The sequence below is a fragment of the Microbulbifer sp. genome, assembly GCF_036563125.1.
In the GTDB taxonomy this organism is placed as follows: Bacteria; Pseudomonadota; Gammaproteobacteria; order Pseudomonadales; family Cellvibrionaceae; genus Microbulbifer.
Genome location: NZ_DATCMV010000034.1, coordinates 47,280 through 71,660 on the forward strand (window position 1 = coordinate 47,280; position 24,381 = coordinate 71,660).

Sequence of the window (24,381 nt, forward strand, 5' to 3'; positions counted from 1 at the left end):
CATTTTCCGCCGCAGGGAAACTGCCCGTTAGCGGTGATATTGATATCGGAGAGACACAATGACTGTCGAGCTATCCGCCCTTACCGCGGTTTCCCCCATTGACGGACGCTACGAAAGCAAAACCGCCGCGCTGCGGGATATTTTCAGTGAATACGGCCTGATCCGTGCGCGTGTGGAAGTGGAAGTGCGCTGGCTGCAACAGCTGGCCCGCCACGAGAAAATTGCCGAAGTGCAGCCCTTCGGAAGCAGCAGCAACCAGATTCTCGACGACATCGTCAGCCAGTTTTCCCTCCAGGATGCCGAGCGCATCAAGGAAATCGAGCGCACCACCAACCACGATGTGAAAGCGGTGGAATATTTCCTCAAGGAAAAAGTGCAAGGTGACGCGCAGCTGGCCGCAGTGAGTGAATTCATCCACTTCGCCTGTACTTCCGAAGACATCAACAATCTGTCCCACGCACTTATGCTGCGCGCCGGTCGCGATCAGGTGCTGTTGCCGGCGATGAACCAGATCGTGAACGAAATCGCCACCCTGGCAAAAAACTTTGCCGACGTGCCGATGCTGTCTCGTACCCACGGCCAGACTGCCAGCCCCACCACCGTGGGCAAGGAGATGGCCAACGTGGTCGCGCGCCTGCGCCGCCAGGTTAAACAGATCCGCGATGTGGAGCTGCTGGGCAAGATCAACGGCGCTGTGGGCAACTACAACGCGCACCTGTCCGCCTATCCGGATGTGGACTGGCAGGCGAATGCCGAAGAGTTTGTGACCTCCCTCGGCCTCAGCTGGAACCCCTACACCACCCAGATCGAACCCCACGACTACATTGCCGAGCTGTTCGATGCCATTGCGCGCTTCAATACCATCCTGATCGACTTCGATCGCGATGTGTGGGGCTACATCTCCCTGGGCTACTTCAAGCAGAAGGTTGTGGCGGGCGAAGTGGGCTCCTCCACCATGCCGCACAAGGTCAACCCGATCGACTTTGAAAACTCCGAAGGCAACCTGGGTATCGCCAACGCGGTATTCCAGCACCTGGCCGCCAAGCTCCCGGTTTCCCGCTGGCAGCGCGATCTCACCGACTCCACCGTACTGCGCAATATGGGCGTTGGTGCCGGCTACTCCGTGATTGCCTACGCCGCCACCCTGAAGGGTCTGAGCAAACTGGAAATCAACCGCGCACGCCTGGAAGACGACCTGAACAACGCCTGGGAAGTACTGGCCGAGCCGATTCAGACCGTTATGCGCCGCTACAACATCGAAGAGCCTTACGAGAAGCTCAAGGCGCTCACTCGCGGCCAGGGCATCACCAAGGAAACCCTGGCGGTATTTATCGACGGCCTGGATATGCCGGAAGATGCCAAGCAGGCACTGCGTGAACTCACGCCGGCCAGCTACATTGGCAACGCCATTGCCCAGGCAAACAACATTTAACTGAAACTCAGAATCTGTTTTTCAATTCGGGAGATGTTCCATGACGGCATCGGTGTACCGTTCCGTTGACCCGCTGACTCACCTGGGAGAAATCCCGGTGGAAACGTTTTTGCGGGAATACTGGCAGAAAAAGCCATTGCTGATTCGCAATGCATTTCCCGGATTCGAGGCGCCTATTTCCGGTGAAGAGCTCGCCGGTATGGCGCTCGAGGAGCAGATTGAATCCCGCATCGTCGAGGAGCACGGTATCAACGGACCCTGGCAGCTGCGCAACGGTCCGTTTACCGAAGAAGACTTCTTCTCACTGCCGAAAACCCACTGGACCCTGCTGGTGCAAGCGGTGGACCAGTGGATTCCGGAAGTGGCGGAAATCAAAGACTACTTCCGCTTCATTCCCGACTGGCGGCTCGACGACATCATGATCAGCTACGCCGCCGATCAGGGCAGCGTAGGCCCACACTACGATTTCTACGACGTGTTCCTGCTGCAAGCGGAAGGCAATCGCCGCTGGCACCTGGGGCCCAAGGCCGATGCCAGCAGTCCGCGCGTGGAAGGCACACCGCTGAATATCCTGCGGGATTTCGAATCCGAGGCCAGCTGGCTGCTGGAACCCGGCGACATGCTGTATCTGCCGCCACAGTACAGCCACTGGGGCATTGCCGAAGGTGGCTGCACCACCATTTCCGTAGGCTTCCGCGCACCATCCGCGCGCACCATGCTGGAAGATCTGGCGGCCGAGCTGGGCGCAGGGCTGCCAGACCACTATCGCTACACCGATGCCGACCTGACGCTGCCGGCAAACCCGGCGGAAATCGACAGCGCAACGGTGGCGCGGGTACAGCGCCAACTGGCAGAGTGGCTGCAGCAACCGCAGAACATTGCCCAGTGGTTCGGCGCCATCATGACCGAAGCCAAATACCCGGATACCGTCGCCCTCGATGCGGGCGCTGCCGACGACTGGCGCGAGCACCTCGCCGAGGGCGGCAACCTGATTCTCAACCCCGGCTCCCGCTGCGCCTTTTGTCGTGACCCGGCCACCCTGTTCGTGGACGGCGAATCGCTGCCGGTGCCACTGCTGTTCGCCGAAGGCTTCTGTGAGTCTCGGGAAATCACCCAGAGCGATGTCGATGCACATCCCGAGCTGGCCGCCAAAGACGCGCTGATCGACCAGCTGGTTTCCCAAGGCAGTCTCATTTACCCTGAGCTTCTCGAAGATGAAGATCTCGATGAAGATCAGGAGAGTGATTGATGAGCCTGTTTGTACGCCTGGCCGACTGGCAGACGGATCGTGATGCCATCCGCGGCATCCGCCAGAAAGTGTTCGTAGAAGAACAGCAGGTCCCTGCGGACCTGGAGTGGGATGAGCTGGAAGAAAGTGCGCAGCATTTCCTGATCTATCAGAGCAACAAGGCCATCGGCACGGGTCGCCTGACTGGCGGTGGCAAAATCGGCCGCATGGCGATCCTCAAGGACGCTCGTGGCCATGGCGCCGGGCTGGAGCTGCTCAACCGCATCTGCAAATTTGCGCGGGTATCCGGGCAGAAAAACGTCTATCTGAACGCCCAGGTTCACGCCGTCCCCTTCTATCAAAAAGCGGGCTTTACGGTGACCGGGGAAGAGTTCATGGAAGCGGACATTCCGCACGTGCGCATGGACCTTACCCTGAACGACAAGGAACCCTGCGAAAATGCGGACGACTGGAACCGCTGATTCAGGCAGCAATCCCGCCCCCATGCCGCTGGAAACTGCCGAGCAGTTTGCCAGCGCCCTGCAGCGATTGATCGCTGACGCCCGCCGCCACATCGTCATCTATTCGCAACATCTCGCGCGCGCGCTCTACCACGAGCCGCACACGGTACAGGCACTGTCGGATTTTGCGCGCAGCAGCCGCTACGCCCGCGTGCAGATCCTGATTTGCGATGGCGAGCCACTGCTGCGCTCACCTCACCGTTTGCTGCCGCTGATCCAGCGGCTGGAAAGTAGTATCGAATTACGTAAGACACAGCCGGGGTCAGAGCCCGACAATTACGAGTTTGTACTAGCGGATAATCGGCAATTGTTGCTGCGTACTGATGGAGAGAAGTGGCTGGGGCAATACCAGGCAAACAACCCGGTGCGAACGCGCCAGTTGAGGGAAATCTTTGAGCGGGCCTGGCTACATGCGCAGCCAGACCCGAATCTTAAAACACTTTTCCTTTAATTTTTGACTGCGGACTTACGCCACTTCCCGGAAACCTTTCTCGTCCCAGATCGGCACCACGGGTTTGCGCTCGATGATTTCCACATCGATCCCGCGAGTGGCGGAAGTCTCGATAAAGTCAGCAATTGCCTCTGCCACATCGTGATTGATGTACACACAGTTGCGCTTGTCGAGAATTACATGGGCATTGTCCGGAATTTCACTCAGCTCTTTGCGGATGGCGCCCTTGTTGAGAAACGTCACTTCCTCGGCCAGCTGCATTCTGATGCGGATGCGATCACCCTGCTCCGTGTCCTGTTTTTTGTGCAGGAAATGCGAGTTGAGATAATTGCGACGCAGCAGCGCAAAGATCGCCGCAACCACACCCAGGCCAACGCCGGTCAACAGATCGGTAAATACCACCCCGACTACCGTAATCAGGAATGGCAGGAACTGCTCCATACCGTTGTCCCACATCTTGCGAAACAATGCGGGCTTGGCAAGCTTGTATCCGGTTAGGATCAGCACCGCGGCCAGCACGCCGAGCGGAATCATGTTGAGCCAGGTGGGCAGAGTCGCCACACACACCATCAGCAAGACACCGTGGCAAATGGTCGACGCCTTGGATCGCGCCCCGGTCTGCAGGTTTACCGAACTGCGAACAATTACCTGAGTAACCGGCAAACCACCGATCAAGCCGGAAACGGAGTTACCCACCCCCTGCGCTACCAGCTCACGGTTGGTTGGCGTAGTGCGTTTCAACGGGTCCATCTTATCGATGGCTTCGACACTTAGAAGTGTTTCCAGGCTCGCCACCACAGCGATGGTTACGGCGACGGTCCACACCAATGGATTATTCAGTTGCGAGAAGTCAGGCAACGTAAACAGACCGATAAATTCATTGAAGCTCGTCGCCACAGGCACGCTCACCAGGTGGGATTCACTCAACCCCAGGCTCGCAGAGTTGCGGAACAACAAGTACATCAGCACCGAAGAAAGCACCGCGACCACCGGGCCCGGCACCATCGCCAGCCAGCGCGAACGCTTGATCAGCGGCGTTTCCCAGGCAATTAACAGCGCGAGAGACAACGTAAAAATCACCAACACACCCGCGTGTACCGAGCTCAGTAGCGAGAGCGCGCCATCACTGATAGATACGCCATCATCCAAGCCAAACGCATAGGGAATCTGCTTCAGCACGATAATCAAACCGATACCGGTGAGCATCCCGTTGATCACGGACGACGGGAAGAAATACCCCAAAATACCGGCGCGCAGCAGACCGAGCACAATCTGCATCAGACCGCCAATCACCACCGCCAGCAAAAATACTTCAAATGAGCCCAGCGTCTCGATGGCGCTCAGTACAATTACGGTAAGGCCGGCGGCGGGCCCGGAAACACCGAGACGCGAGCCGCTCACCGCACCCACTACAATGCCACCGACGATACCGGCAATCAGGCCGGAAAACAGTGGCGCTCCGGACGCAAGCGCAACGCCCAGACAAAGTGGCAGTGCGACAAAAAACACCACCACACTTGCGGGAATGTCTTTCTTGAGATTCTGTAAATCCATCACCAACAACTCCTGTACTACTCATCAGTCAATGCGATTAACGGAAATGGAAGGCGGCCACTGCACCACATGCAAAGTGACCATGAGGCCAGCGAGATTACTGACGACCGCTTTCAGTAACCTTTCACTGCGACGGATTTCCGAATGTCTCAACAGTCAGGTACAAACGCGCGGAATCGTGTAATCTTTGCCGTATTGAAAAAGTCAACGGTTAGCCCGACGCCATGAATGTATTGCTGGTAGAAGACGACCCACTGATCGCACAGGGGTTATTGCAGGCGCTCAAGCAGAGTGCCTATACGGTTGTGCACGCACCTTACGGCGAACGCGCCGAGGGCCTGCTACTTGCCAATGACGTGGACCTGATCATTCTCGATCTGGGACTGCCGGACATGGACGGGCTTGAGCTGTTGCGGCGCCTGCGCGCCCGCCAGAGTCGCGTGCCGGTACTGGTGCTGACCGCCCGCGATGGCGTGGAACAACAAGTCGCCGCACTGGATCAGGGCGCTGACGACTACATGGAGAAGCCTTTCGATCTGCGCGAGCTTGAAGCCAGAGTGCGGGCACTATTGCGTCGCAGCCACGACCTCTCCACCGATGAAGTCAGCTTGGGCGCCCTGCAGCTTAGCCCGTTCCAGCGCACTGCGACCCTCAATGGCGAGCGACTGGAACTCCCGGCGCGCGAATACGAAATCCTGGAAATTCTCTCGCTCAATGCCGGTCGTGTGGTAACCAAGGCGCGCCTCGCCCAGCGTCTCAGTCGCGAGGGCGACGAGGTGGGCGATAACGCGGTGGAGGTTTACGTGCACCGCCTGCGCCGCCGATTGCAGGATTCCGGGCTCGCCATCCGCACCCAGCGAGGTGCCGGCTATGTGCTGGAGGAAGCCGGTTGAACACCAGCCTGGGATTGCGTTCGCTGCTGCTATTGCTGGTCGGCGGACCGCTGTTTGTCCTGTTGGTGATCGAAATGCTGATCACCTTCGGTATCGGCCTGCATGTAACCAATCAGGTATTCGATCGCTGGCTACTCGACTCCGCCTATTCACTGGCGCAGGAAGTCCGTCGTGAAAACGACAAACTTGTGCTGTATGCCGACGAAGCGGCGATTGAGGTCTTCGAGTGGGACGAGTTGGACGAAGTCTACTATCGGGTTTCCACCCTCGACGGCCAGGTCCTCGGCGGCAGAAGTGAAGCCTGGGTAAATCCGGATATCGCCGCGCTCAAAAAGGGGCCGGTATTTACCAACGTGAGAATGGGCGGCGAATGGGTGCGCAGTGTCACCGTTCTTGCAAATCCCGATTCCCCCCGCGACAGCGCGCTGGTAAGCGTGGCGGAAACCCTGCACAAACGCATTCCGCTTTCACGGACGCTGATGTTTGAAGTGGTGCTATCCAAGGCCACCATGATTGTGGTCGCGCTGCTGGTTGTCGCCTTTGCGCTCAGTCGGGGGATTCGCCCCCTGCTCCGACTCAGCCAGGAGCTTGCCAGCCGCTCGCCGCGGGATCTCACACCGATCAGCGCGTTGCCGGCGCCGAAAGAGGTGCGCACGGTTATCGACAATACCAATCGATTGCTCGAGCGACTCGACGGTGCCTTCAGTGCGCGCGAACAGTTCATCGGCAATATATCCCACCAGCTGAAAACGCCGCTCGCGGGCATCAAGTTGCAGGCGCAGTTGGCGCTGCGCGAGAAAAATCTCGACACCGCACACCAGGCACTGGAACGTATTTGCCAGACTACCGACGCCATGACGCACCTGAATAACCAGCTGCTCAAACTGGCGCGCGCGGAGGCCGCATCCGGTCGTGGATTGCGCAATGAACCGGTGGCCCTGGACAATGTGGTGCGCGAAGCCGCCGAGAGCCTGCGTGAGCTGGCCCGCAGCCGCAAGGTAAAGGTGCACCAGAATATCAACGGCGAAACGCTGGATACCTTTAAAGTCCCCGGTGACTACTACCTGTTGCGTGAACTGGTGTGGAACCTGATGGAAAACGGCATTCTGTATGTGCCGGAAGGCGGTAATGTGTGGGTGGAGCTCACGCGTACCGCCAACAAAATCCGACTGGCGGTAAAGGACGATGGCCAGGGAATCCCCCGCGAGCACTGGCCGCAGATTTTCGAGCGTTTCTTCCGCTCGAAAATCACCGGTGAAGGTTGCGGACTGGGTCTCGCGATTGTACGCGAAATCGCCTACGCCCACGGCGCGACCGTGGAATTACAGCAGGCACCCGACACGAGCGGTGCGTGCTTCGTATGTACCTTTCCAACAATGGAAAATCAGAGCTAGAAACCACTGAAAATGCAGCGCGTGGGTTACTGGTGATCGACACCAGGCTCACGCGCAGTAGTGTTTCTGTGGTTGTTATAGGATCCGCTCCGGCGCGCTACTCGGCTCCAGGCGAATCGCGATGTACTTGGAGGTGGGCGTGAAACTGCCGATGCCGTAGCTGTCCAGCGGTACTAGCGGGTTCGCTTCCGGGTAATAGGCCGCCGCCTGCCCTTTCGGTATATCGAACGCAATCAGGGTGAAGCCCTGCACCCGGCGCTCCACATCATCACTCCACAGAGAAACGATATCCACCGGCTGGCGGTCCGTAAATCCCAGACGCTGGATATCATCATGGTGCGCAAACAGTACACGGCGATTGCCGGTCACTCCGCGATAGCGGTCGTTCAGGCCGTAAACCGTGGTGTTGTACTGGTCGTGGGAGCGCAGTGTCTGCAGTACCAGATCGGCCTTGCGCGCCCCCTCCTTGCCGATTTTCTCCAATACCTCGGGCGGCAATGGCGCGGGTAGCGAATGGCTGACGAAATTGGCCTTGCCATTCTTGGTGTTCCAGCGGCGCTGGCCCGCGGAGTTCGGAAGATAGAATCCTCCCGGGGTTTCCAGTTTGCGGTTGAAGTTTTCGAATCCGGGAATGACATCCGCGATCAGGTCGCGAATAAGCCGGTAATCCTCCACCAGCTTCAACCAGGGCACGGGTTTCTCTCCCAGTGTCGCCTGCGCGAGACCGGCGATAATTGCCGGTTCAGAGCGCATCTCCGTAGACAGCGGTTTCAGCTGGCCAAAAGAGGCGTGCACCATGCTGAAGGAATCTTCGACCGTCACCGCCTGGGCGCCACCGGCTTGTATATCGATATCGGTGCGTCCGAGACAGGGCAGGATCAATGCCTGTTTTCCGGTAACCAGATGGCTGCGATTCAACTTGGTACTGATCTGAACCGTGAGATCGCACTTGCGCAGTGCGCTGTGGGTGCGCGCGCTGTCCGGCGTGGCCTGGGCAAAGTTGCCACCGAGACCGATAAACACTTTTACCCGCCCTGCAAGCATTGCCTCAATCGCCTTCACCACGTTCACGCCCGCTTCACGCGGCATTGGCATCGCAAATTTCCGCTCCAGTGCATCAAGCAATACCGCGGAGGGATTGTCATCGATCCCCATGGTGCGATCGCCCTGCACATTGCTGTGTCCGCGCACCGGGCAGAGACCGGCGCCGGGCCGCCCCACCTGGCCGCGCAACAGCTGCAGGTTGGTGATTTCCTGAATGATCGCCACAGAATGACGGTGTTGGGTTACGCCCATGGCCCAGCACATGATGGTGGCGTTGCTGCGACTGTAGACATGCGCAGCACACTCGATCTCATCCTTGGAGATACCGCTGTACGCCAGAATTTCCTCCCAGCTGGTGTCATCCACCACCGCGCGATACTGTTCGAACCCCTCACTGTGCTCGCGGATAAAATCCAGATCCAGCGGGCCTTGTTCGCCGATCTGCTGCGCCTCGTCCTGCCATTGAAACAGGAACTTGGCGATACCGCGGATTACCGCCATATCTCCGCCGAGCGCAGGGCGAAAATAATCGGTACTCAACGGCACCTCTCCGCCAGTGAGCATCTGCACAGGGTTTTGCGGTGCCTGGAAGCGCTCGAGACCGCGCTCGCGCAAGGGGTTGAACACCAGTACCCGCGCGCCCCGCTCCACCGCTTCGCTCAATGGCTCAAGCATGCGCGGATGATTGGTGCCGGGATTCTGGCCGATGACAAAAATGGCCTCGGCCTTATCGAAATCCCCATAGGTGACCGTGCCTTTTCCGGTACCAATACTGGCCTTCAACGCCACGCCACTGGCCTCATGGCACATGTTGGAGCAGTCCGGCAGATTATTGGTACCGAAAGCGCGGGCGAAAAGCTGGTAGAGAAACGCCGCCTCATTGCTGGCGCGACCGGAGGTGTAAAACGCGGCCTCATCCGGCGAATCGAGGCCCTGCAGATGCGTGGCCACCAGCGCAAAGGCGTCGTCCCAGCTGATGGGACGATAGTGATTGCTCTCGCCATCGAAAAGCATCGGTTCGGTGAGGCGCCCCTGATATTCGAGCCAGTAATCGTCCTGTGCCATCAGATCCTGCAGGCTATGGCGCGCAAAGAATTCCCGGTCCACGCCGCGGCCAGAAGCCTCCCAGTTCACCGCCTTGGCGCCGTTTTCACAAAAACGGATGCGCCCCTCTTTCGGCGCCTCGCCCCAGGCGCAACCGGGGCAATCGAAACCGCCGTTCTGATTGGTCTGCAACATCGCACGCAAGTTCTTGAAAGGCTGGCGGCTATCCAGCCAGGCGTGCGCGACGCTGCGCAGTGCGCCCCAACCGGCGGCCGGACGCTGGTAAGGTCTGAAGCGGAAGCGGTCCACAGGCGTTTTCATTGGGAATCTCGTATTGAAGGTTTTTCCGCGGCACCGCGGCTATTCACCGCAATATCAGCACCGCTGTAAATTCGCGCGGCATCAGAGGCTGGTTGATGCAGCAGATTGAGGTGATAGCGCTGGGCCCAGCGCACACTGATGTCCGACGGTGAGGACAGGCTGACCAGCGTGCCGATGCCGGCGCGCACGGATTTTTGGATAAGTTCCAGACTGCAACGGCTGGTGACGGCGACAAACCCGAGGCGCAGATCCAGGCCCTCGGCGGTGCAGGCGCCAATCAATTTGTCGAGCGCATTGTGGCGGCCGATATCTTCGCGACACAGCCGGGTTTCCCCGGATTCATCGACATAAAGCGCACAGTGCATGGCGCCGCGCAACTCGCGATGTTTCTGTGCGGCATGAAATCGCGCACGCAGGTCCGTGAATTGTTCCGCGGGCGGCAGCGGTGAATAAACGTCTTGGGAAAAACTTTCGTTACGCACCGCGCCAAAAGAGAGTGCCTGTGACAGTGCCTCGACACCACAGAGCCCACAGCCACTGGTGCCCGCCAAACTACGCCGCTGCTGTCTGAAATGGCTGAGTGCACGCTGGTTGAGAGTGACCTCTACCAGCACGCCCTCATCGGCCTCTACAAGCTCGATATCCAGTATCTGCTCGCGGCCCTCGATCACCCGGCTGGTAAGGCTGAAGCCGAGTGCAAAATCTTCCAGATCTTCCGGGCTCGCCATCATGACAGCGTAGTTAAGGCCGTTGTAGTTTATCCCCACCGCAACTTCCCGCACCAGTTGCTGGCTAGTGCCTTGCTCCTCCGGGAAATGTTGACCGTGCTCCGGCGGGGATTCAGCGGAATCCAGACGCCCGCCAGCGGGAAGATAGCGCAGGTAATTCTGTTCTCTGTACTTCATGGGCGGGGAGTATTAGCGAATTTTCACCGCAGTACCACTGACGCTCACCATCATCATGCCGCCCTTTTCACCCACGACTTCATAATCGAGATCGATGCCGACGATCGCATTGGCGCCAAGGGCACGGGCCTGCGCCTCGATTTCCGCAAACGCAATTTTGCGCGCCCTGCCCATCTCCCGTTCGTATGCGCCGGAACGACCGCCAATAATGTCGGTAATGGAGCCGAACAAATCCTTGAAAATATTCGCACCGAGAATCGCTTCGCCGACGACAATGCCGAGGTATTGTTCAATCTGGCGTCCCTCAATCGAGGGCGTGGTGGTCTTGATCATTGGGCGGTCCCGCGTTCCAGGTTGGTTTTCCGTTGAGCTTACACAAAGAATCCGCTGGGAGTGCCAAATAACCGCCGGCAGCAGCGAATAAAAAAGCCCCGCGCGGGGCGAGGCTTATATTTCGCTCAACGAGCCGGGCTCTACTTACCGCTGACTCGCCTTGAACTCGCGGCGGCGGCGGTGCAGGACCGGTTCGGTATAGCCATTGGGCTGGGCACACCCCTCGAATACCAGCTCGCAGGCGGCCTGAAACGCGATGCTCTGGTCAAAGTTCGGCGCCATATCGCGATAGGCGGGATCATTGGCATTCTGGCGGTCCACCACGGCGGCCATACGGCGCATGGTTTCCTCCACCTGTGCACGGGTACAAATGCCCTGCTTGAGCCAGTTGGCGATGTGCTGGGAGGAGATCCGCAGAGTTGCGCGGTCTTCCATCAGACCCACGTCGTGGATATCCGGCACCTTGGAACAGCCCACGCCCTGGTCGATCCAGCGCACCACATAGCCGAGGATGCCCTGGGCATTGTTGTCCAGCTCGCGCTGGATTTCCTCGAGGCTCCACGCGGGGTTATCTGCCACCGGTACCGTCAGAATGTCGTCGAGGCTGGCACGCTTGTGTTTTGCGAGTTCCGCCTGAACCTGCGCCACATCGACCTTGTGGTAGTGCAGCGCGTGCAGGGTGGCGGCGGTCGGGGACGGCACCCACGCGGTGTTAGCGCCGGCCTTCGGGTGGCCGATCTTGGTCTCCATCATCGCCGCCATCATGTCCGGCATGGCCCACATGCCCTTGCCAATCTGCGCGCGACCCTTGAGACCGGTGGCGAGACCGGTATCCACGTTCCAGTCTTCGTAGGCTGCAATCCATTTGGACTGTTTCATTTCACCCTTGCGGATCATCGGGCCCGCCAGCATGGAGGTATGAATCTCGTCGCCGGTGCGATCGAGGAAGCCGGTATTAATAAACACCACGCGCTCTTTCGCCGCAGCGATACACGCTTTCAGATTGACGGTAGTGCGGCGCTCCTCATCCATAATGCCCATTTTTACCGTGTTGCGGGCGAGCCCAAGGGCGTCTTCGATACGGTTGAACAGGGTATTGGCAAATGCCACCTCTTCCGGACCGTGCATCTTCGGTTTAACGATGTACACACTGCCGGTGCGGGAATTTTTGTGCGGGCCGTTGCCACGCAGGTCGTGCATGGCGATCAGGCTAGTCACCATGCCGTCGAGAATCCCTTCCGGAACTTCGTTGCCATCTTTGTCCAGAACCGCGTCGTTGGTCATCAGGTGACCCACATTGCGCACAAACATCAGGCTACGGCCGGGCAACGTCAACTTGCCGCCTTCGACACCGGTGTACTCGCGATCCGGATTGAGCGTACGCAGCATTTCCTTGCCGTTCTTGTTGAGCTTTTCCTGCAGGTCGCCCTTCATCAGGCCAAGCCAGTTGCGATACACAACCACCTTGTCTTCCGCGTCGACCGCGGCGACGGAATCCTCGCAATCCATGATGGTAGTGAGCGCGGATTCCACCAGAATGTCCTTGATGCCGGCCTTGTCGGTCTTGCCAATGGGGCTGGCGCGATCGATCTGGATTTCAAAATGGAGACCGTTGTGGCCCAACAGAATGGCGTCCGGCGCCTCCTGTGCACCGAGGTAACCGGCAAACTGGCGGCTGTCTTTCAGCGCAGCCACCTTGCCATTAGTCAGTTCCGCTTCCAAAAGTGACCCGTTGATACGGTAGGCGGCCACGTCGCGATGGCTGGCACCACTGAGTGGTGCGGCCTGATCGAGAAAATCACGGGCATAGGCGATAACCTTGTCACCGCGCACCGGATTGTAAACGCCGGCCTTTTCCGCGCCGTTGTCTTCACTGATAACGTCCGTACCGTAGAGGGCGTCATACAGACTGCCCCAGCGTGCATTGGCGGCGTTCAACGCATAGCGCGCATTCATTACCGGCACCACCAGCTGCGGGCCGGCCATGGTGGCAATTTCCGCGTCCACGTTTTCGGTTTTCGCGGTGAAATCCGCGGGCTCGTCCACCAGATAGCCGATCTCTTTCAGGAACGCCTTGTACGCGCCGAGATCCCGGTAGCCCTGCGGATTGTCGCTGTACCACTGGTCCATACGCGCCTGGATATCATCGCGTTTTTTTAATAGCGCACGGTTGACTGGCGCCAGGTCGTTCACGACGTTCTCGAATTCCGCCCAGAACACATCGGCACTGACTCCGGTGCCGGGGATCACTTCTTCCGCAATCAATGCGTACAGTTCTGCGGCGATCTGCAGACCGCCAATACGGACTCTTTCCGTCATGACTGACCTCTTGTACTGGTTATATGGACTCGTGAGTTTCGCAGCATTCTAAACAGCGGGCTAACCATACCGCTAATTTATAGGTGCGATACTCGATATTTGTTAGATGAATTTAACTGCGGGTCGGTATCACAACTGGCGACCTACATCGAGGATCAGGCGGCGCATCCAGCGGTGCGGGGCACTCTGTTGCAACAGCGGGCTCCAGGCCATTTTCAGTTCCAATGGCGGGATCTTGAGCGGCGGATCGCGTAACACCACACGGGGATTACTGGATGCCAGCTGCGCCATGCGTGTGGGCACGGTAACGATAAGGTCGCTCTGCTCCGCCAGCAGCATCGCCACCTGGTAGTGGCGAGTAAATACGGAAATATCCCGCTTGCGCCCGAGACGGCCGATGGCCTCATCCACCCAACCGAGGCGTTGCACATCTTCAGGATTGACCCCTACCCCCACGCCCATACCGGTTTTACTCACCCAGATGTGCTGAGCGCGCAGGTAGCTGTCCAGATTGTAGTCCTGCAATATCGGATTATCCGCGCGCATCACGCAGGAGAAACTGTCACTCCAAATGGTCGCCTGGTGGAAGCTCTGGGGCATGGAATCGAAGCGGTTGATGACCATGTCGACCTTGCCCTGCTCCACGTCTACAAAGCTCACATCGCTTGGCGTCATGATGTCCAGGCTGATACCGGGCGCACTTACGCGCAGCTGTTTGAGCAGCGGTGGAATCAGCGTGGACTCGGCGTAATCGCTGGCCATGATACGGAAGGTACGGCGCGCCTCTGCGGGGGAGAAATCCCGATTCGGCTGGATTACCTGGTCGATGGCGGCGAGCGCCTCCCGCACCATGGGCTGCAATTCCAATGCGCGTTCGGTGGGCATCATGCCCTCGCGGGTGCGTACCAGCAGAGGGTCGTCAAACAACTCCCGCAGGCGTTTCAGGCCGTTACTCATCGCGGGCTGGGACAAGCCCAACTGGTTGGCGGCGCGGGTGACATTGCGCTCACGCAGCAGTACATCCAAGTACACCAGCAGGTTCAGATCAGCTCTTTCCAGATTCATTCAGGGGACTCCCAGCGGGCTTCTTGTGGCCGTTTTCAAATCGGCCTGTTTCAGTCTCAGGCCCAGGTTTTACAGGCGGTTCAGCTACATATTCACCGCTTGTATAGCGGGAATCATGACAATAAATTAGCCAAATTATGCCAGCACTCCTACGATACGTACAACCTGATCGCAGTCACCTTTTTAGGGAAAGTTGAGGAAAGATAACCATGTCTAACTACGCTCAAGAAATCGAAAAAGCCGCCAAACTCTGTAAGGCCAACGGCTCCTCCTGGGATGCCATCAATCCGGAATCTGTAGCCCGTATGCGCCTGCAGAATAAATTCCAGAATGGCCTGGACATCGCCCGCTACACCGCCGACATCATGCGCAAGGACATGGCTGCGTATGACAAAGACACTTCCAAGTACACCCAGTCCCTGGGCTGCTGGCACGGTTTTATCGGCCAGCAGAAAATGATTTCCATCAAGAAGCATTTCGAAGGCAAGACCGACCGCCGCTACCTGTACCTTTCCGGTTGGATGGTGGCCGCACTGCGCAGTGAATTCGGCCCGCTGCCGGATCAGTCCATGCACGAAAAAACTTCCGTGGCGGCCCTGATCGAAGAGCTGTACACCTTCCTGCGCCAGGCAGATGCGCGCGAACTGGGCGGCCTGTTCCGCGAGCTGGATGCGGCCCGCGCAGCCGGTGACCAGGTGAAGGAAAAAGCGGTCCAGAACAAGATCGACAACCACGTCACCCACGTGGTGCCGATCATCGCCGATATCGATGCCGGTTTCGGTAATGCCGAGGCGACATACCTGCTGGCGAAGAAAATGATCGAAGCCGGTGCCTGCTGTATCCAGATCGAAAACCAGGTTTCCGACGAGAAGCAGTGCGGACACCAGGACGGCAAGGTAACCGTTCCCCACGAGGACTTCCTCGCCAAGATCCGCGCGGTGCGCTACGCGTTCCTGGAACTGGGCGTAGACAATGGTGTGATCGTTGCGCGTACCGACTCCCTGGGTGCCGGCCTCACCAAACAGATCGCCGTTACCCGTGAGCCAGGCGACCTGGGCGACCAGTACAACTCTTTCCTGGATTGTGAAGAAGTAGCGCCGGGCGACCTGGCCAACGGCGATGTGATTATCAACCGCGATGGCAAGCTGCTGCGTCCGAAGCGCCTGCCCTCCAACCTGTTCCAGTTCAAGAAAGGCACCGGCGAGGCGCGCTGCGTACTCGACAGCGTCACTTCCCTGCAGAACGGCGCGGACCTGATCTGGATCGAAACCGAGAAGCCGCACGTACGTCAGATCGGCGCCATGATGGACGAAATCCGCAAGCAGGTGCCGGACGCAAAGCTGGTGTACAACAACAGCCCGTCCTTCAACTGGACCCTGAATTTCCGCCAGCAGGTATTCGATGCGTGGAAAGAAGAAGGCAAGGATGTTTCCGCCTACGACCGCGCCAACCTGATGAGTGCGGAGTACGACGAAACCGACCTGTCCAAGGCCGCGGACGAGAAAATCCGCACCTTCCAGGCGGATGCGGCGCGCGAGGCGGGAATTTTCCACCACCTCATCACCCTGCCCACTTACCACACTGCGGCGCTGTCTACCGACAACCTGGCCAAAGAGTACTTCGGTGACAAAGGCATGCTGGGTTACGTGGAAGGCGTGCAGCGCAAGGAAATCCGTCAGGGTATCGCCTGCGTGAAACACCAGAACATGGCCGGTTCCGACATGGGCGACGACCACAAAGAGTACTTTGCCGGCGAAGCAGCACTTAAAGCTGCCGGTAAAGACAACACCATGAACCAGTTTGGTTAATGGATAGTTATCAACCAGGTTCCAAAAGCGAGTATCCCTGAGTAATCGCTTCACTCACTTCGGGCTGCCATTGGCAGCCCTTTTTTATTGTGCGCGCGCATACACTAGGCTTTAAGGAGAGCCTGTAACCAATCTGCGCAACCTATGTCGAAATCCAGCCGTGTACTCGTCCTGAACTGTGGCAGTTCGTCGCTGAAATTCGCGTTGATTGACCCCCACAGTGGCGCCCTTGATCTTAGCGGTATGGGCGATGCGTTCGGCCAGGATGAACCAACAGTCAGCTGGAAGTTCAACGGCGACAGGCAGTGCACCGCGCTTCCGGCGGAAACCCGCCACGGCGAGGTGATCCGATTTCTGGTGGACGAAATCCTCAGTGAATGCCCGGACCTGCGCGAAAACTTGGTGGCCGTTGGTCACCGCGTAGTGCACGGCGGCGAGAAATTCTCCCATTCGGTACTGATCGACGACGCCGTGATCAGCACCATTCAGGAATGTGTCGCTCTGGCGCCACTGCACAATCCCGCCGCGTTAAACGGGATTGAAGCGGCGCGCGCGGCCTTTCCCGGATTGCCCCAGGTGGCTGTATTCGATACCGCCTTTCACCAGTCCATGCCCCGCCACGCGTATATCTACGCCCTGCCCTACGAGCTGTACCGGGATCACGGAATCCGTCGCTATGGCATGCACGGCACCAGTCACCGTTACGTCACTGAGCGTGCGGCAGAGCTGCTGAACCTGCCGGTCAACGAGGTGAACATCATTTCCGCCCACCTGGGCAATGGCGCGTCCATCACCGCCGTGCGCAACGGCCACAGTGTGGACACCAGCATGGGGCTCACGCCGCTGGAGGGACTGGTCATGGGCACCCGCAGTGGCGATGTAGACCCGGGCCTGCTGCTGCACCTCAGTAGCCGGCTGGATTACTGCCTGAAAGAAATCAACGACATGCTCAACAAGAAAAGCGGACTGCTGGGCATTTCAGAGCTGAGCAATGACTGCCGTGCACTGGAACAGGCGGCCTCGGAGGGGCACGACGGCGCCCAGCTGGCGCTGGACATATTCTGTTACCGTCTTGCGAAGTACATCGCCTCCTACCACGGCGTGCTGCCACAGGTCGACGCGCTGGTGTTTACCGGGGGGATTGGCGAAAACTCGAGTTTGGTGCGGCAAAAAACACTGGCTCACCTCAGCGGGCTTGGATACGTGCTGGATGAAGCGCGCAACCAGCGCGCGCGCTTCGGCGAAGAGGGGCCCATCTCCACCGAGCAATCTGCCTTTACCCTGGTGATCCCTACCAACGAGGAGTGGGTGATCGCCCGTGACGCGGCGGGGTTAGTGCCACCGACCAGCCCCAACAGCGACCCCTGTTCGAGGGAATAGCCCATGTCCCGCACCATCATGCTGGTCCCCATCGGTGCCGGCGTCGGCATTACCTCCGTCAGCCTGGGGACCCTGCGCGCTCTGGAGCGCAACGGTGTCAGCGTGAGCTTCTACAAGCCCATCGCGGAAACGGTAAAGCACGAAAAAAACCGCGATCGCAGCAACGAGATACTGCGGCAGGCCTCGAATCTGAAGGTGCCGGAATCCTTTTCCATGCACCACGCGGAGTCCATGATCGGCCGCGGCGATTTGTCCGACCTGCTGGAAGAGATCCTGGCCCGCTTCAATACCGGCGCCAATCAGGCGGACGTGGCAATCATCGAAGGCCTGGTACCCAACGCGGAAAACCAGTTCGCCAACCAGCTGAATTTCCAGATCGCAAAGACCCTGGATGCGGAAATCGTGCTGGTGGTGTGCCCCAACCTGGATACCCCGCAGCAACTGAAAGATCGCCTCGAAGTCGCTATGGCGACCTTCGGAGGCACCCAGTCGGGTCACGTGGTGGGATGCATCGTCAACAAGGTGGGTGCACCATCGCAGGTGCCCGACACCCCGGGGGCGGACATCACCGGAGTCTTTGACGGGCCGAAAGCGCACCGCGGCAGCCTGGAAATTCTCTCGCTGTTCGGCAAAAGCCCGCTGCCAATCATCGGCTGTATTCCGTGGAATGCGGACCTGGTCGCACCGCGGGCCAAGGACCTCGCGGATCACTTCCAGGCCGAGATCATCAATTACGGCGAGCTGGATTCCCGCCGCCTGCACAGCGTCACCTTCTGCTCCCGCTCCCTCGGCAACATGATCTACCGGTTCGAGCCAGGCTCCATGCTGGTCAGCTCCGGCGACCGCCCCGATGTCATTGTTGCCGCCTGCCTCGCCGCCATGAACGGGGTGAAAATCGGCTGCCTGCTACTCACCGGCGGTTACTACATCGAACCGATGGTGCGCAAACTCTGCGCGCCAGCGATGGAAACCGGCCTTCCGGTAATCCTCGTCAACGGCAACACCTGGCAGACAGCGCTGCAGCTGCAGTCATTCAATACCGAAACCCCGTCTGACGACCACGACCGTATCGAGCGGGTTCAGGATTTTATCGCCGGGCACCTGGACAACCACTGGGTCGAATCACTCGGGCGAGACTCCAATCGCCCAAAACGGCTGTCACCGCCGGCCTTCCGCTTCCACCTCACCGAACTCGCGCGCCGCGCCAACAAGCGTATCGTGCTACCGGAGGGCGACGAGCCGCGCACGGTCAAGGCCGCCCTCGCCTGCGCCGAACGCGGCATCGCGCGGCCGGTATTGCTCGGTGACCCGAAGGAGATCTACCGCGTCGCCGAGCAACAGGGCCTGACGCTGAGCGACAAGGTGGAAATCATCGACCCCAAAACCGCGCGCAACAAATACGTTGAACCGATGGTGAAACTGCGCAAGAACAAGGGCCTGACGGACATCGTGGCCAAGGAACAGCTGGAGGACAATGTGGTGCTCGGCACCATGATGCTGGCCGAAGGTGAAGTAGACGGGCTGGTATCGGGTGCGGTGCACACCACCGCCAACACCATCCGCCCCGCACTGCAACTGATCAAGACAGCACCGGGCGCAAGCCTGGTGTCTTCCGTTTTTTTCATGCTGCTGCCGGACCAGGTACTGGTCTACGGCGATTGCGCGATTAACCCGGACCCCAACGCGCAGGAACTGGCAGACATTGCCATTCAGTCCGCGGACTCCGCCTGCGCCTTTGGAATCGAACCGCGAGTGGCGATGATCAGCTACTCCACCGGCACCTCCGGCAGCGGCAGCGACGTGGAGAAGGTACGCGAGGCGACGAAACTCGCCAAGGAAAAGCGCCCGGACCTGGTCATCGACGGGCCACTCCAGTACGACGCAGCAATCATGGAAAACGTGGCGAAGAAAAAAGCCCCGGACAGCCCCGTCGCCGGACGGGCCACGGTATTTATTTTCCCCGACCTAAATACAGGGAACACCACCTACAAGGCGGTACAGCGCAGTGCCGACCTGATCAGCATCGGCCCCATGCTGCAGGGTATGCGCAAGCCGGTGAATGATTTATCCCGCGGTGCGCTGGTGGATGACATCATCTATACGATTGCGCTGACGGCAATTCAGGCTGGTCAGTTGAAATAATCCGGTCTCAGCTGGCAGGTGACATATCCGGGCCGACAGGCTCCGGATCACACACGTCCCCAAGAGGCCGATTCTTATCCAGAAATTGCACCAGAGAACCGGCGACCAGATAGGCCTCCAGCCGGTGTTCAAACGTATCGCTGTACTCGAACTCCATTCGCTTGAGGCACTCGTGCACGTATTGGGATTCCGGCGCACGGCTTTTGCAAACAGCCCGCCCCTTGCGAATTAATGGCCATAGATCCCAGATCTTGCGCCCTTCTTCTTTCAGCGCTTTTAGCCCCACTGCCAGCTGTGCTTCTTCGCGTGTTAAATCGGTTCCCAGGGGATAGTACGGCAGCAGTTGCAAACGGTGTCCCTGGGTGAATACCGCGTCTATCCTCGCCGGGGTGTTATTGGCAAACGCTGTGGGAATGGTGTAACCGGCCTCAATCTTGCCCGCTGCCTTGGCCTTTTCCAGCAACTCGTTCTGAAAGCGCGAATCGGCGATGCACAGCATGGCTTCGATCACATCGCGGTCGCATTTACCGCGCAGGTCGGCGACACCGTATTCAGTGGCCACGATATCACGCAGATGTCGGGGGATGGTGCAGTGCGGGTATTCCCACACGATGTTGCTGCGTATGCTCCCGCCACTGACGCGGGTGCTGGCCAGAGCGATTATCGAGCGGCCGTCGGGCAGTTCGTGGGCCTGCGCCACAAAGTTGTACTGGCCGCCCACGCCGCTGACGACCTGTGCGTTTTCCAGGCCGTCCGAAATCACCGCACCGTTCAGGGTGACCATCATCGCGGAATTTACGAAGCGCGCGTACTGGCGCTGGGCGGTTTTGAGCTCGCGGTCTTTATGCAGCTCGTTGATAACGTCGATGGCGGTCATGTTGATGCCAGCCATTTCCCGCGCCGACATTTCCCGCAGGCCACGGTACATGGCATTGGAACCGAGATAGAAACCACCGTGCAACCAGATACCACCGGGCAATGGTTTACCTGCGCAGCTGCCGAGAAGTTTTTTGCGGCCGGTACTGCTGTGCAGGTCGCACTCCTCCAGTTCCCCGTGCTGGTCGAGGAAGCGGTGACCGCGCCAGCTGTAACTGGGATCGACGATGCCTGCCGCCTGTAAAAACTGCGTATCCGCTTCGGTCAGCGGACACTGGATGCGACCAGCATCGCGCAGGGCGACCAGTAGATCCTCGTCAACAATCGGCGATATTGCGCCTTTGTTCAGCAGCTTCTGCAACGTCACATCGGCGTAGACCTGCCGTGTCAGCACACCCGCACGGCGCAGGTGCAGGAAACCCTCCGGGACCATTTCACTGGCACCGTACAACCCCTGCTGGAAAGACCCGAGTCCCAGCGGCAGCTTGCAAAGTGCGCGCTCGGTATCCACGTCAAGTGACTGCAGGATGTCCCGGTAATCGGCATTGTTGCAGTGCCGCAACCGCAGTACGTGACAGATGGCATCGCCCAGCGCGCCGATGCCAACCTGCAAGGTACCGCCATCGCGGACCAGGCCGGCGATATGAAATGCCAGCGAATACTCGGTGAGCCCCACCGGAGCGTTCGGCGCCGGGAACAGCTCCCGCTGGAATGTCTCGCCCTCCAGCACAAAATCAAACATGCCAGCGGGTACCCGAGCATCGCCACCGACAAACGGCAGGCGCGGATTTACTTCGCCCACCAAGGTGATCGGGCGATGCCCACGCTCCCGTGCCAATTCGATCACCGGCAGCGTTAGATCGGGGTTGCTGCTCAGGCTGAAATCACCGCTGCCATCGGTGGACGGTGAAACCATCTGCGCGATCACGTTTACCCCCCGATCCAAAAGATCCCTGGGAACGTGGGTGTAATTGGCGCTGACGTAGCTTTGCTGCACAGATGGGGTATGCAGGAAACTGCCAGGCTGCAGGAAGAACTCGCACACTTCCACATTGGCGGGCAGCAGGCCCTTGCGCCGGGCCCGGTTATAGGCGAGATCCTGGTAATCGGCATAGAGCCGGTCCAGCAACGGCTGCACAAACCGTCGCTGCAGCTCATTCCCTGCGGATGGCCGCTCCAGCGTCAGTGCCGTAAAGATGGTCAGGGAAATTTCCGGATCAGATTCCGCGCGCGCATACAGGGCGTTGGCAAACTGGTTGGCCTTACCGATGCCCAGGGGTAACCCGAGGACGATGCGCTTGCCCACCTTCTCCAGTACCGCGTCCACACAGGCATCGACCGCGCCGAATGTTTCCGGTTTCGCCATGGATTCCTCCAACCCTTATTTGCCGGCAGGGGCAAGGGATTCGTAGTGATCCACCTGGATGGCTTGGTTGACGGCAGCAGCAGTGATGCGGATTTTTTCCGCCTCTTCCGCGCTGATCAGTTTCTTCGCCAGGGCCTTGTCGATGGCATCATCATTCAGTGGCCGCAGCCCACCCTTTTTCATTTTTTCACGGATGCTTGCGGTCTGGTGGCTGCTGATAAACGCCTGTTCGACGATGTCGATGCCATCACCGGGATTGCCGAGAAATACGCCTTTGGTCAGGCGGTCGCGGGTTTCGCCCGGCTCCATGATCAAGTTGGCACAGGCGCGTGCCTGGCGGTCAGAAGCAGCGCGAATGCTGTGCCCCCAAGGCATGGTGAGGAATTGCATCAGCTGGCCGATAAAGCGTATCGGGAAGTTGTGGAACACCTCGATCAGGCTCACCTCGATATTGTGGAATCCGGCACGCATGGCGAATTCCAGCAGCGGACGATCCGCCACCGGGCTGCCGTCGTCGTTGAAGCGTTTCAGGGTGGCGCTCATCAGATAGAGTTCACTGAGTACATCCCCGAGCCGCGCGGAAATCAGTTCCTTGCGTTTTAACTCGCCACCCAGTGACATCAGTGAAATTTCCGTCACCAGAGTCAACACCGCAGAGTAGCGGTTCATCTGCCGATAGTATTTGGCCGCGTCCCCTATCCCTTTCGGGCTGCTGGCGAACAGCCCGCCGGTCCAGCCATGGAAAACCGCTCGGCAGAAGGTTTTGAACTGGAACAGCGCGTGTTTTGGCAATAACGCATCCAGCTGTTTCAGTCCCTCCTTTGCATCCGGATTGGTGGCCGCTTCCATTTCCTGCAGCAGATACGGATGGCAGCGGATCGCGCCCTGGCCGAAGATCATCAGGCTGCGGGTGAGAATGTTCGCGCCCTCAACCGTGATGGCCACCGGTACCGCGCGGTATACGTTGCCGAGGTAGTTCAGGGGGCCATCCATAATAGCCTTGCCCGCGTGGATATCCATGGCGTCATTAACAGCCTGCCGCAAGCCATTGGTGGCGTGGGCCTTCATAATGGCCGACACCACAGCGGGTTTGCGCCCCTGGTCCAGCGCGCGGGTGGTGGTCTTGTGGGCAGAATCCAGCACATAGGCAATGGCAGCAATTTCCGCCAAACGGCGCTGTACGCCCTCGAATTTACCGATGGGAATACCGAACTGCTCACGGATATGCGCATAGGCACCTGTGGTACGCGCCGCTAGCTTGGCACCTCCGGTGGAGAGCGACGGCAGAGAGATACCGCGACCCGCCGCGAGTGCGCTCATCAGCATATGCCAGCCGTGGCCGATGTTTTCCTGGCCACCGATGATCCAGTCCATGGGGATGAATACGTCCTTGCCCCAGTTAGGCCCGTTCATAAACGCCTGCAACGCCGGCAGATGGCGCTGGCCGATGGTCACCCCGGGGGTATCGGTGGGCACCAGGGCCACGGTGATACCCAGCTCTTCTTCCTCGCCAAGAATGTGTTCAGGATCGTAAAGTTTGAAGGCGAGACCGAGAATCGTCGCCACCGGCCCGAGGGTGATATAGCGCTTGTGCCAGTTCACCCGCATGCCCAGGGTTTTCTCACCCTTGTATTCCTGGTAACAGACCACGCCATTGTCCACCATGGCCGCGGCATCGGAGCCCGCCTCCGGGCTGGTCAGGCCGAAGCAGGGAATCTCGCGGCCGTCGGCGAGACGCGGCAGGAAATGGTTTTTTTGCTCCTCGGTGCCGTGCGCCATTAGCAGCTCGCCGGGGCCGAGGGAGTTCGGCACCATCACAGTGACGCCAACGCTGGTACTGCGGGTGGAAATCTTGGTGACAATCTGCGCGTGCGCGGTGGGTGAGAATCCGAGGCCGCCGAATTTTTCCGGGATGATGATGCCGAAGAAACGGTTTTTCTTCAGGAAGTCCCAGATCTCCGGCGAAATATCGTGATCTTCATATGAGATCTTCCAGTCATCCACCATCCTACAGAGCTCTTCCACCGGGCCATCGATAAACGCCTGCTCCGCTTGCGTCAGTTCCGGCGGTCCCATGTTCAACAACTGCGCCCAATCCGGCTTCCCGGACAGCAACTGCGCATCCCACCAGACCTCCCCTGCCTCCATGGCCTCGCGCTCGGTGTCGGAGATTGGGGGGAGGACTTTCTTAATCCAGTTCAACAGCGGCGCGGTGATCCACTTCTGGCGCAGGTTGCTCATTAACTTTCCTTGTCGATCCATTTCAGCTGAAAAATACGACTGCCGGCTGACGCTTGCCGACAAG

Annotated in this window: 17 protein-coding genes; 9 read left to right on the forward strand and 8 right to left on the reverse strand. The window is 59.0% G+C overall.

Features of this window, described 5'->3' with window-relative positions:
• Nucleotides 1-58 precede the first annotated feature (58 nt).
• Genes purB through VIL80_RS02465 form a run of 4 tightly spaced genes read left to right on the forward strand, consistent with a single transcriptional unit; the run spans nucleotide 59 to nucleotide 3,632 of the window.
• On the forward strand, nucleotides 59-1,432 hold the full coding sequence (gene purB, locus VIL80_RS02450) for an adenylosuccinate lyase (RefSeq protein WP_332034569.1): 1,374 nt from the start codon (nucleotides 59-61) through the stop codon (nucleotides 1,430-1,432).
• A 40-nt stretch (nucleotides 1,433-1,472) separates the two neighbouring features.
• Nucleotides 1,473-2,681, forward strand: coding sequence for a JmjC domain-containing protein (locus tag VIL80_RS02455; RefSeq protein WP_332034570.1), 1,209 nt, complete (start codon nucleotides 1,473-1,475; stop codon nucleotides 2,679-2,681).
• Nucleotides 2,681-3,142 (forward strand): GNAT family N-acetyltransferase, encoded by a 462-nt coding sequence (locus tag VIL80_RS02460; RefSeq protein ID WP_332034571.1) that lies wholly within the window; start codon nucleotides 2,681-2,683, stop codon nucleotides 3,140-3,142. Before VIL80_RS02455 ends, VIL80_RS02460 begins: the two co-directional genes overlap by 1 nt.
• Entirely contained in the window at nucleotides 3,120-3,632 is a 513-nt protein-coding gene (locus tag VIL80_RS02465; protein ID WP_332034572.1) for a DUF7931 domain-containing protein, read from the forward strand. The genes VIL80_RS02460 and VIL80_RS02465 overlap by 23 nt, the downstream gene beginning before the upstream one ends.
• A 15-nt stretch (nucleotides 3,633-3,647) precedes the next feature.
• Here VIL80_RS02465 and VIL80_RS02470 read toward each other — a convergent pair whose 3' ends face one another.
• Nucleotides 3,648-5,186 (reverse strand): SulP family inorganic anion transporter, encoded by a 1,539-nt coding sequence (locus tag VIL80_RS02470; protein WP_332034573.1) that lies wholly within the window; start codon nucleotides 5,184-5,186, stop codon nucleotides 3,648-3,650.
• A 224-nt stretch (nucleotides 5,187-5,410) separates the two neighbouring features.
• Between VIL80_RS02470 and VIL80_RS02475 the strand changes: the two genes are divergently transcribed.
• Nucleotides 5,411-6,079 carry a response regulator gene (locus VIL80_RS02475; protein WP_332034574.1) on the forward strand — a complete coding sequence of 223 codons (669 nt, stop codon included), beginning with the start codon at nucleotides 5,411-5,413 and terminating at the stop codon, nucleotides 6,077-6,079.
• Complete coding sequence (locus VIL80_RS02480) at nucleotides 6,076-7,473, forward strand: sensor histidine kinase (RefSeq protein WP_332034575.1); 1,398 nt, start codon at nucleotides 6,076-6,078, stop codon at nucleotides 7,471-7,473. The genes VIL80_RS02475 and VIL80_RS02480 overlap by 4 nt, the downstream gene beginning before the upstream one ends.
• Before the next feature lie 75 nt (nucleotides 7,474-7,548).
• Here the strand turns inward: VIL80_RS02480 and VIL80_RS02485 are convergent, their stop codons facing one another.
• The 5 genes from VIL80_RS02485 to VIL80_RS02505 form a co-directional block, all read right to left on the reverse strand.
• Nucleotides 7,549-9,882 carry an FdhF/YdeP family oxidoreductase gene (locus tag VIL80_RS02485; protein WP_332034576.1) on the reverse strand — a complete coding sequence of 778 codons (2,334 nt, stop codon included), beginning with the start codon at nucleotides 9,880-9,882 and terminating at the stop codon, nucleotides 7,549-7,551.
• On the reverse strand, nucleotides 9,879-10,787 hold the full coding sequence (fdhD, locus tag VIL80_RS02490) for a formate dehydrogenase accessory sulfurtransferase FdhD (protein WP_332034577.1): 909 nt from the start codon (nucleotides 10,785-10,787) through the stop codon (nucleotides 9,879-9,881). The genes VIL80_RS02485 and fdhD overlap by 4 nt, the downstream gene beginning before the upstream one ends.
• Before the next feature lie 12 nt (nucleotides 10,788-10,799).
• A complete protein-coding gene (locus tag VIL80_RS02495; RefSeq protein WP_332034578.1) occupies nucleotides 10,800-11,120 on the reverse strand; it encodes a heavy metal-binding domain-containing protein in 321 nt (106 codons plus the stop codon).
• A gap of 144 nt (nucleotides 11,121-11,264) precedes the next feature.
• Nucleotides 11,265-13,439 carry a malate synthase G gene (locus tag VIL80_RS02500; protein ID WP_332034579.1) on the reverse strand — a complete coding sequence of 725 codons (2,175 nt, stop codon included), beginning with the start codon at nucleotides 13,437-13,439 and terminating at the stop codon, nucleotides 11,265-11,267.
• A gap of 129 nt (nucleotides 13,440-13,568) precedes the next feature.
• Nucleotides 13,569-14,504 (reverse strand): LysR family transcriptional regulator, encoded by a 936-nt coding sequence (locus VIL80_RS02505; RefSeq protein ID WP_318954148.1) that lies wholly within the window; start codon nucleotides 14,502-14,504, stop codon nucleotides 13,569-13,571.
• Between the two features lie 209 nt (nucleotides 14,505-14,713).
• Here VIL80_RS02505 and VIL80_RS02510 point away from each other — a divergent pair, with 209 nt between their 5' ends.
• The 3 genes from VIL80_RS02510 (at nucleotide 14,714) to pta (ending at nucleotide 19,834) form a co-directional block, all read left to right on the forward strand.
• Complete coding sequence (locus VIL80_RS02510) at nucleotides 14,714-16,312, forward strand: isocitrate lyase (protein WP_332034580.1); 1,599 nt, start codon at nucleotides 14,714-14,716, stop codon at nucleotides 16,310-16,312.
• Between the two features lie 144 nt (nucleotides 16,313-16,456).
• Nucleotides 16,457-17,692, forward strand: coding sequence for an acetate kinase (locus tag VIL80_RS02515; protein WP_332034581.1), 1,236 nt, complete (start codon nucleotides 16,457-16,459; stop codon nucleotides 17,690-17,692).
• Between the two features lie 3 nt (nucleotides 17,693-17,695).
• Nucleotides 17,696-19,834 (forward strand): phosphate acetyltransferase, encoded by a 2,139-nt coding sequence (gene pta / locus VIL80_RS02520; protein ID WP_332034582.1) that lies wholly within the window; start codon nucleotides 17,696-17,698, stop codon nucleotides 19,832-19,834.
• A gap of 7 nt (nucleotides 19,835-19,841) precedes the next feature.
• Here pta and VIL80_RS02525 read toward each other — a convergent pair whose 3' ends face one another.
• Together VIL80_RS02525 and VIL80_RS02530 are read right to left on the reverse strand one after the other, a co-directional pair.
• Nucleotides 19,842-22,076 (reverse strand): acetyl-CoA hydrolase/transferase C-terminal domain-containing protein, encoded by a 2,235-nt coding sequence (locus VIL80_RS02525; protein WP_332034583.1) that lies wholly within the window; start codon nucleotides 22,074-22,076, stop codon nucleotides 19,842-19,844.
• 15 nt (nucleotides 22,077-22,091) lie between these two features.
• Nucleotides 22,092-24,317 carry an acyl-CoA dehydrogenase gene (locus tag VIL80_RS02530; protein ID WP_332034584.1) on the reverse strand — a complete coding sequence of 742 codons (2,226 nt, stop codon included), beginning with the start codon at nucleotides 24,315-24,317 and terminating at the stop codon, nucleotides 22,092-22,094.
• Nucleotides 24,318-24,381: the final 64 nt, after the last annotated feature.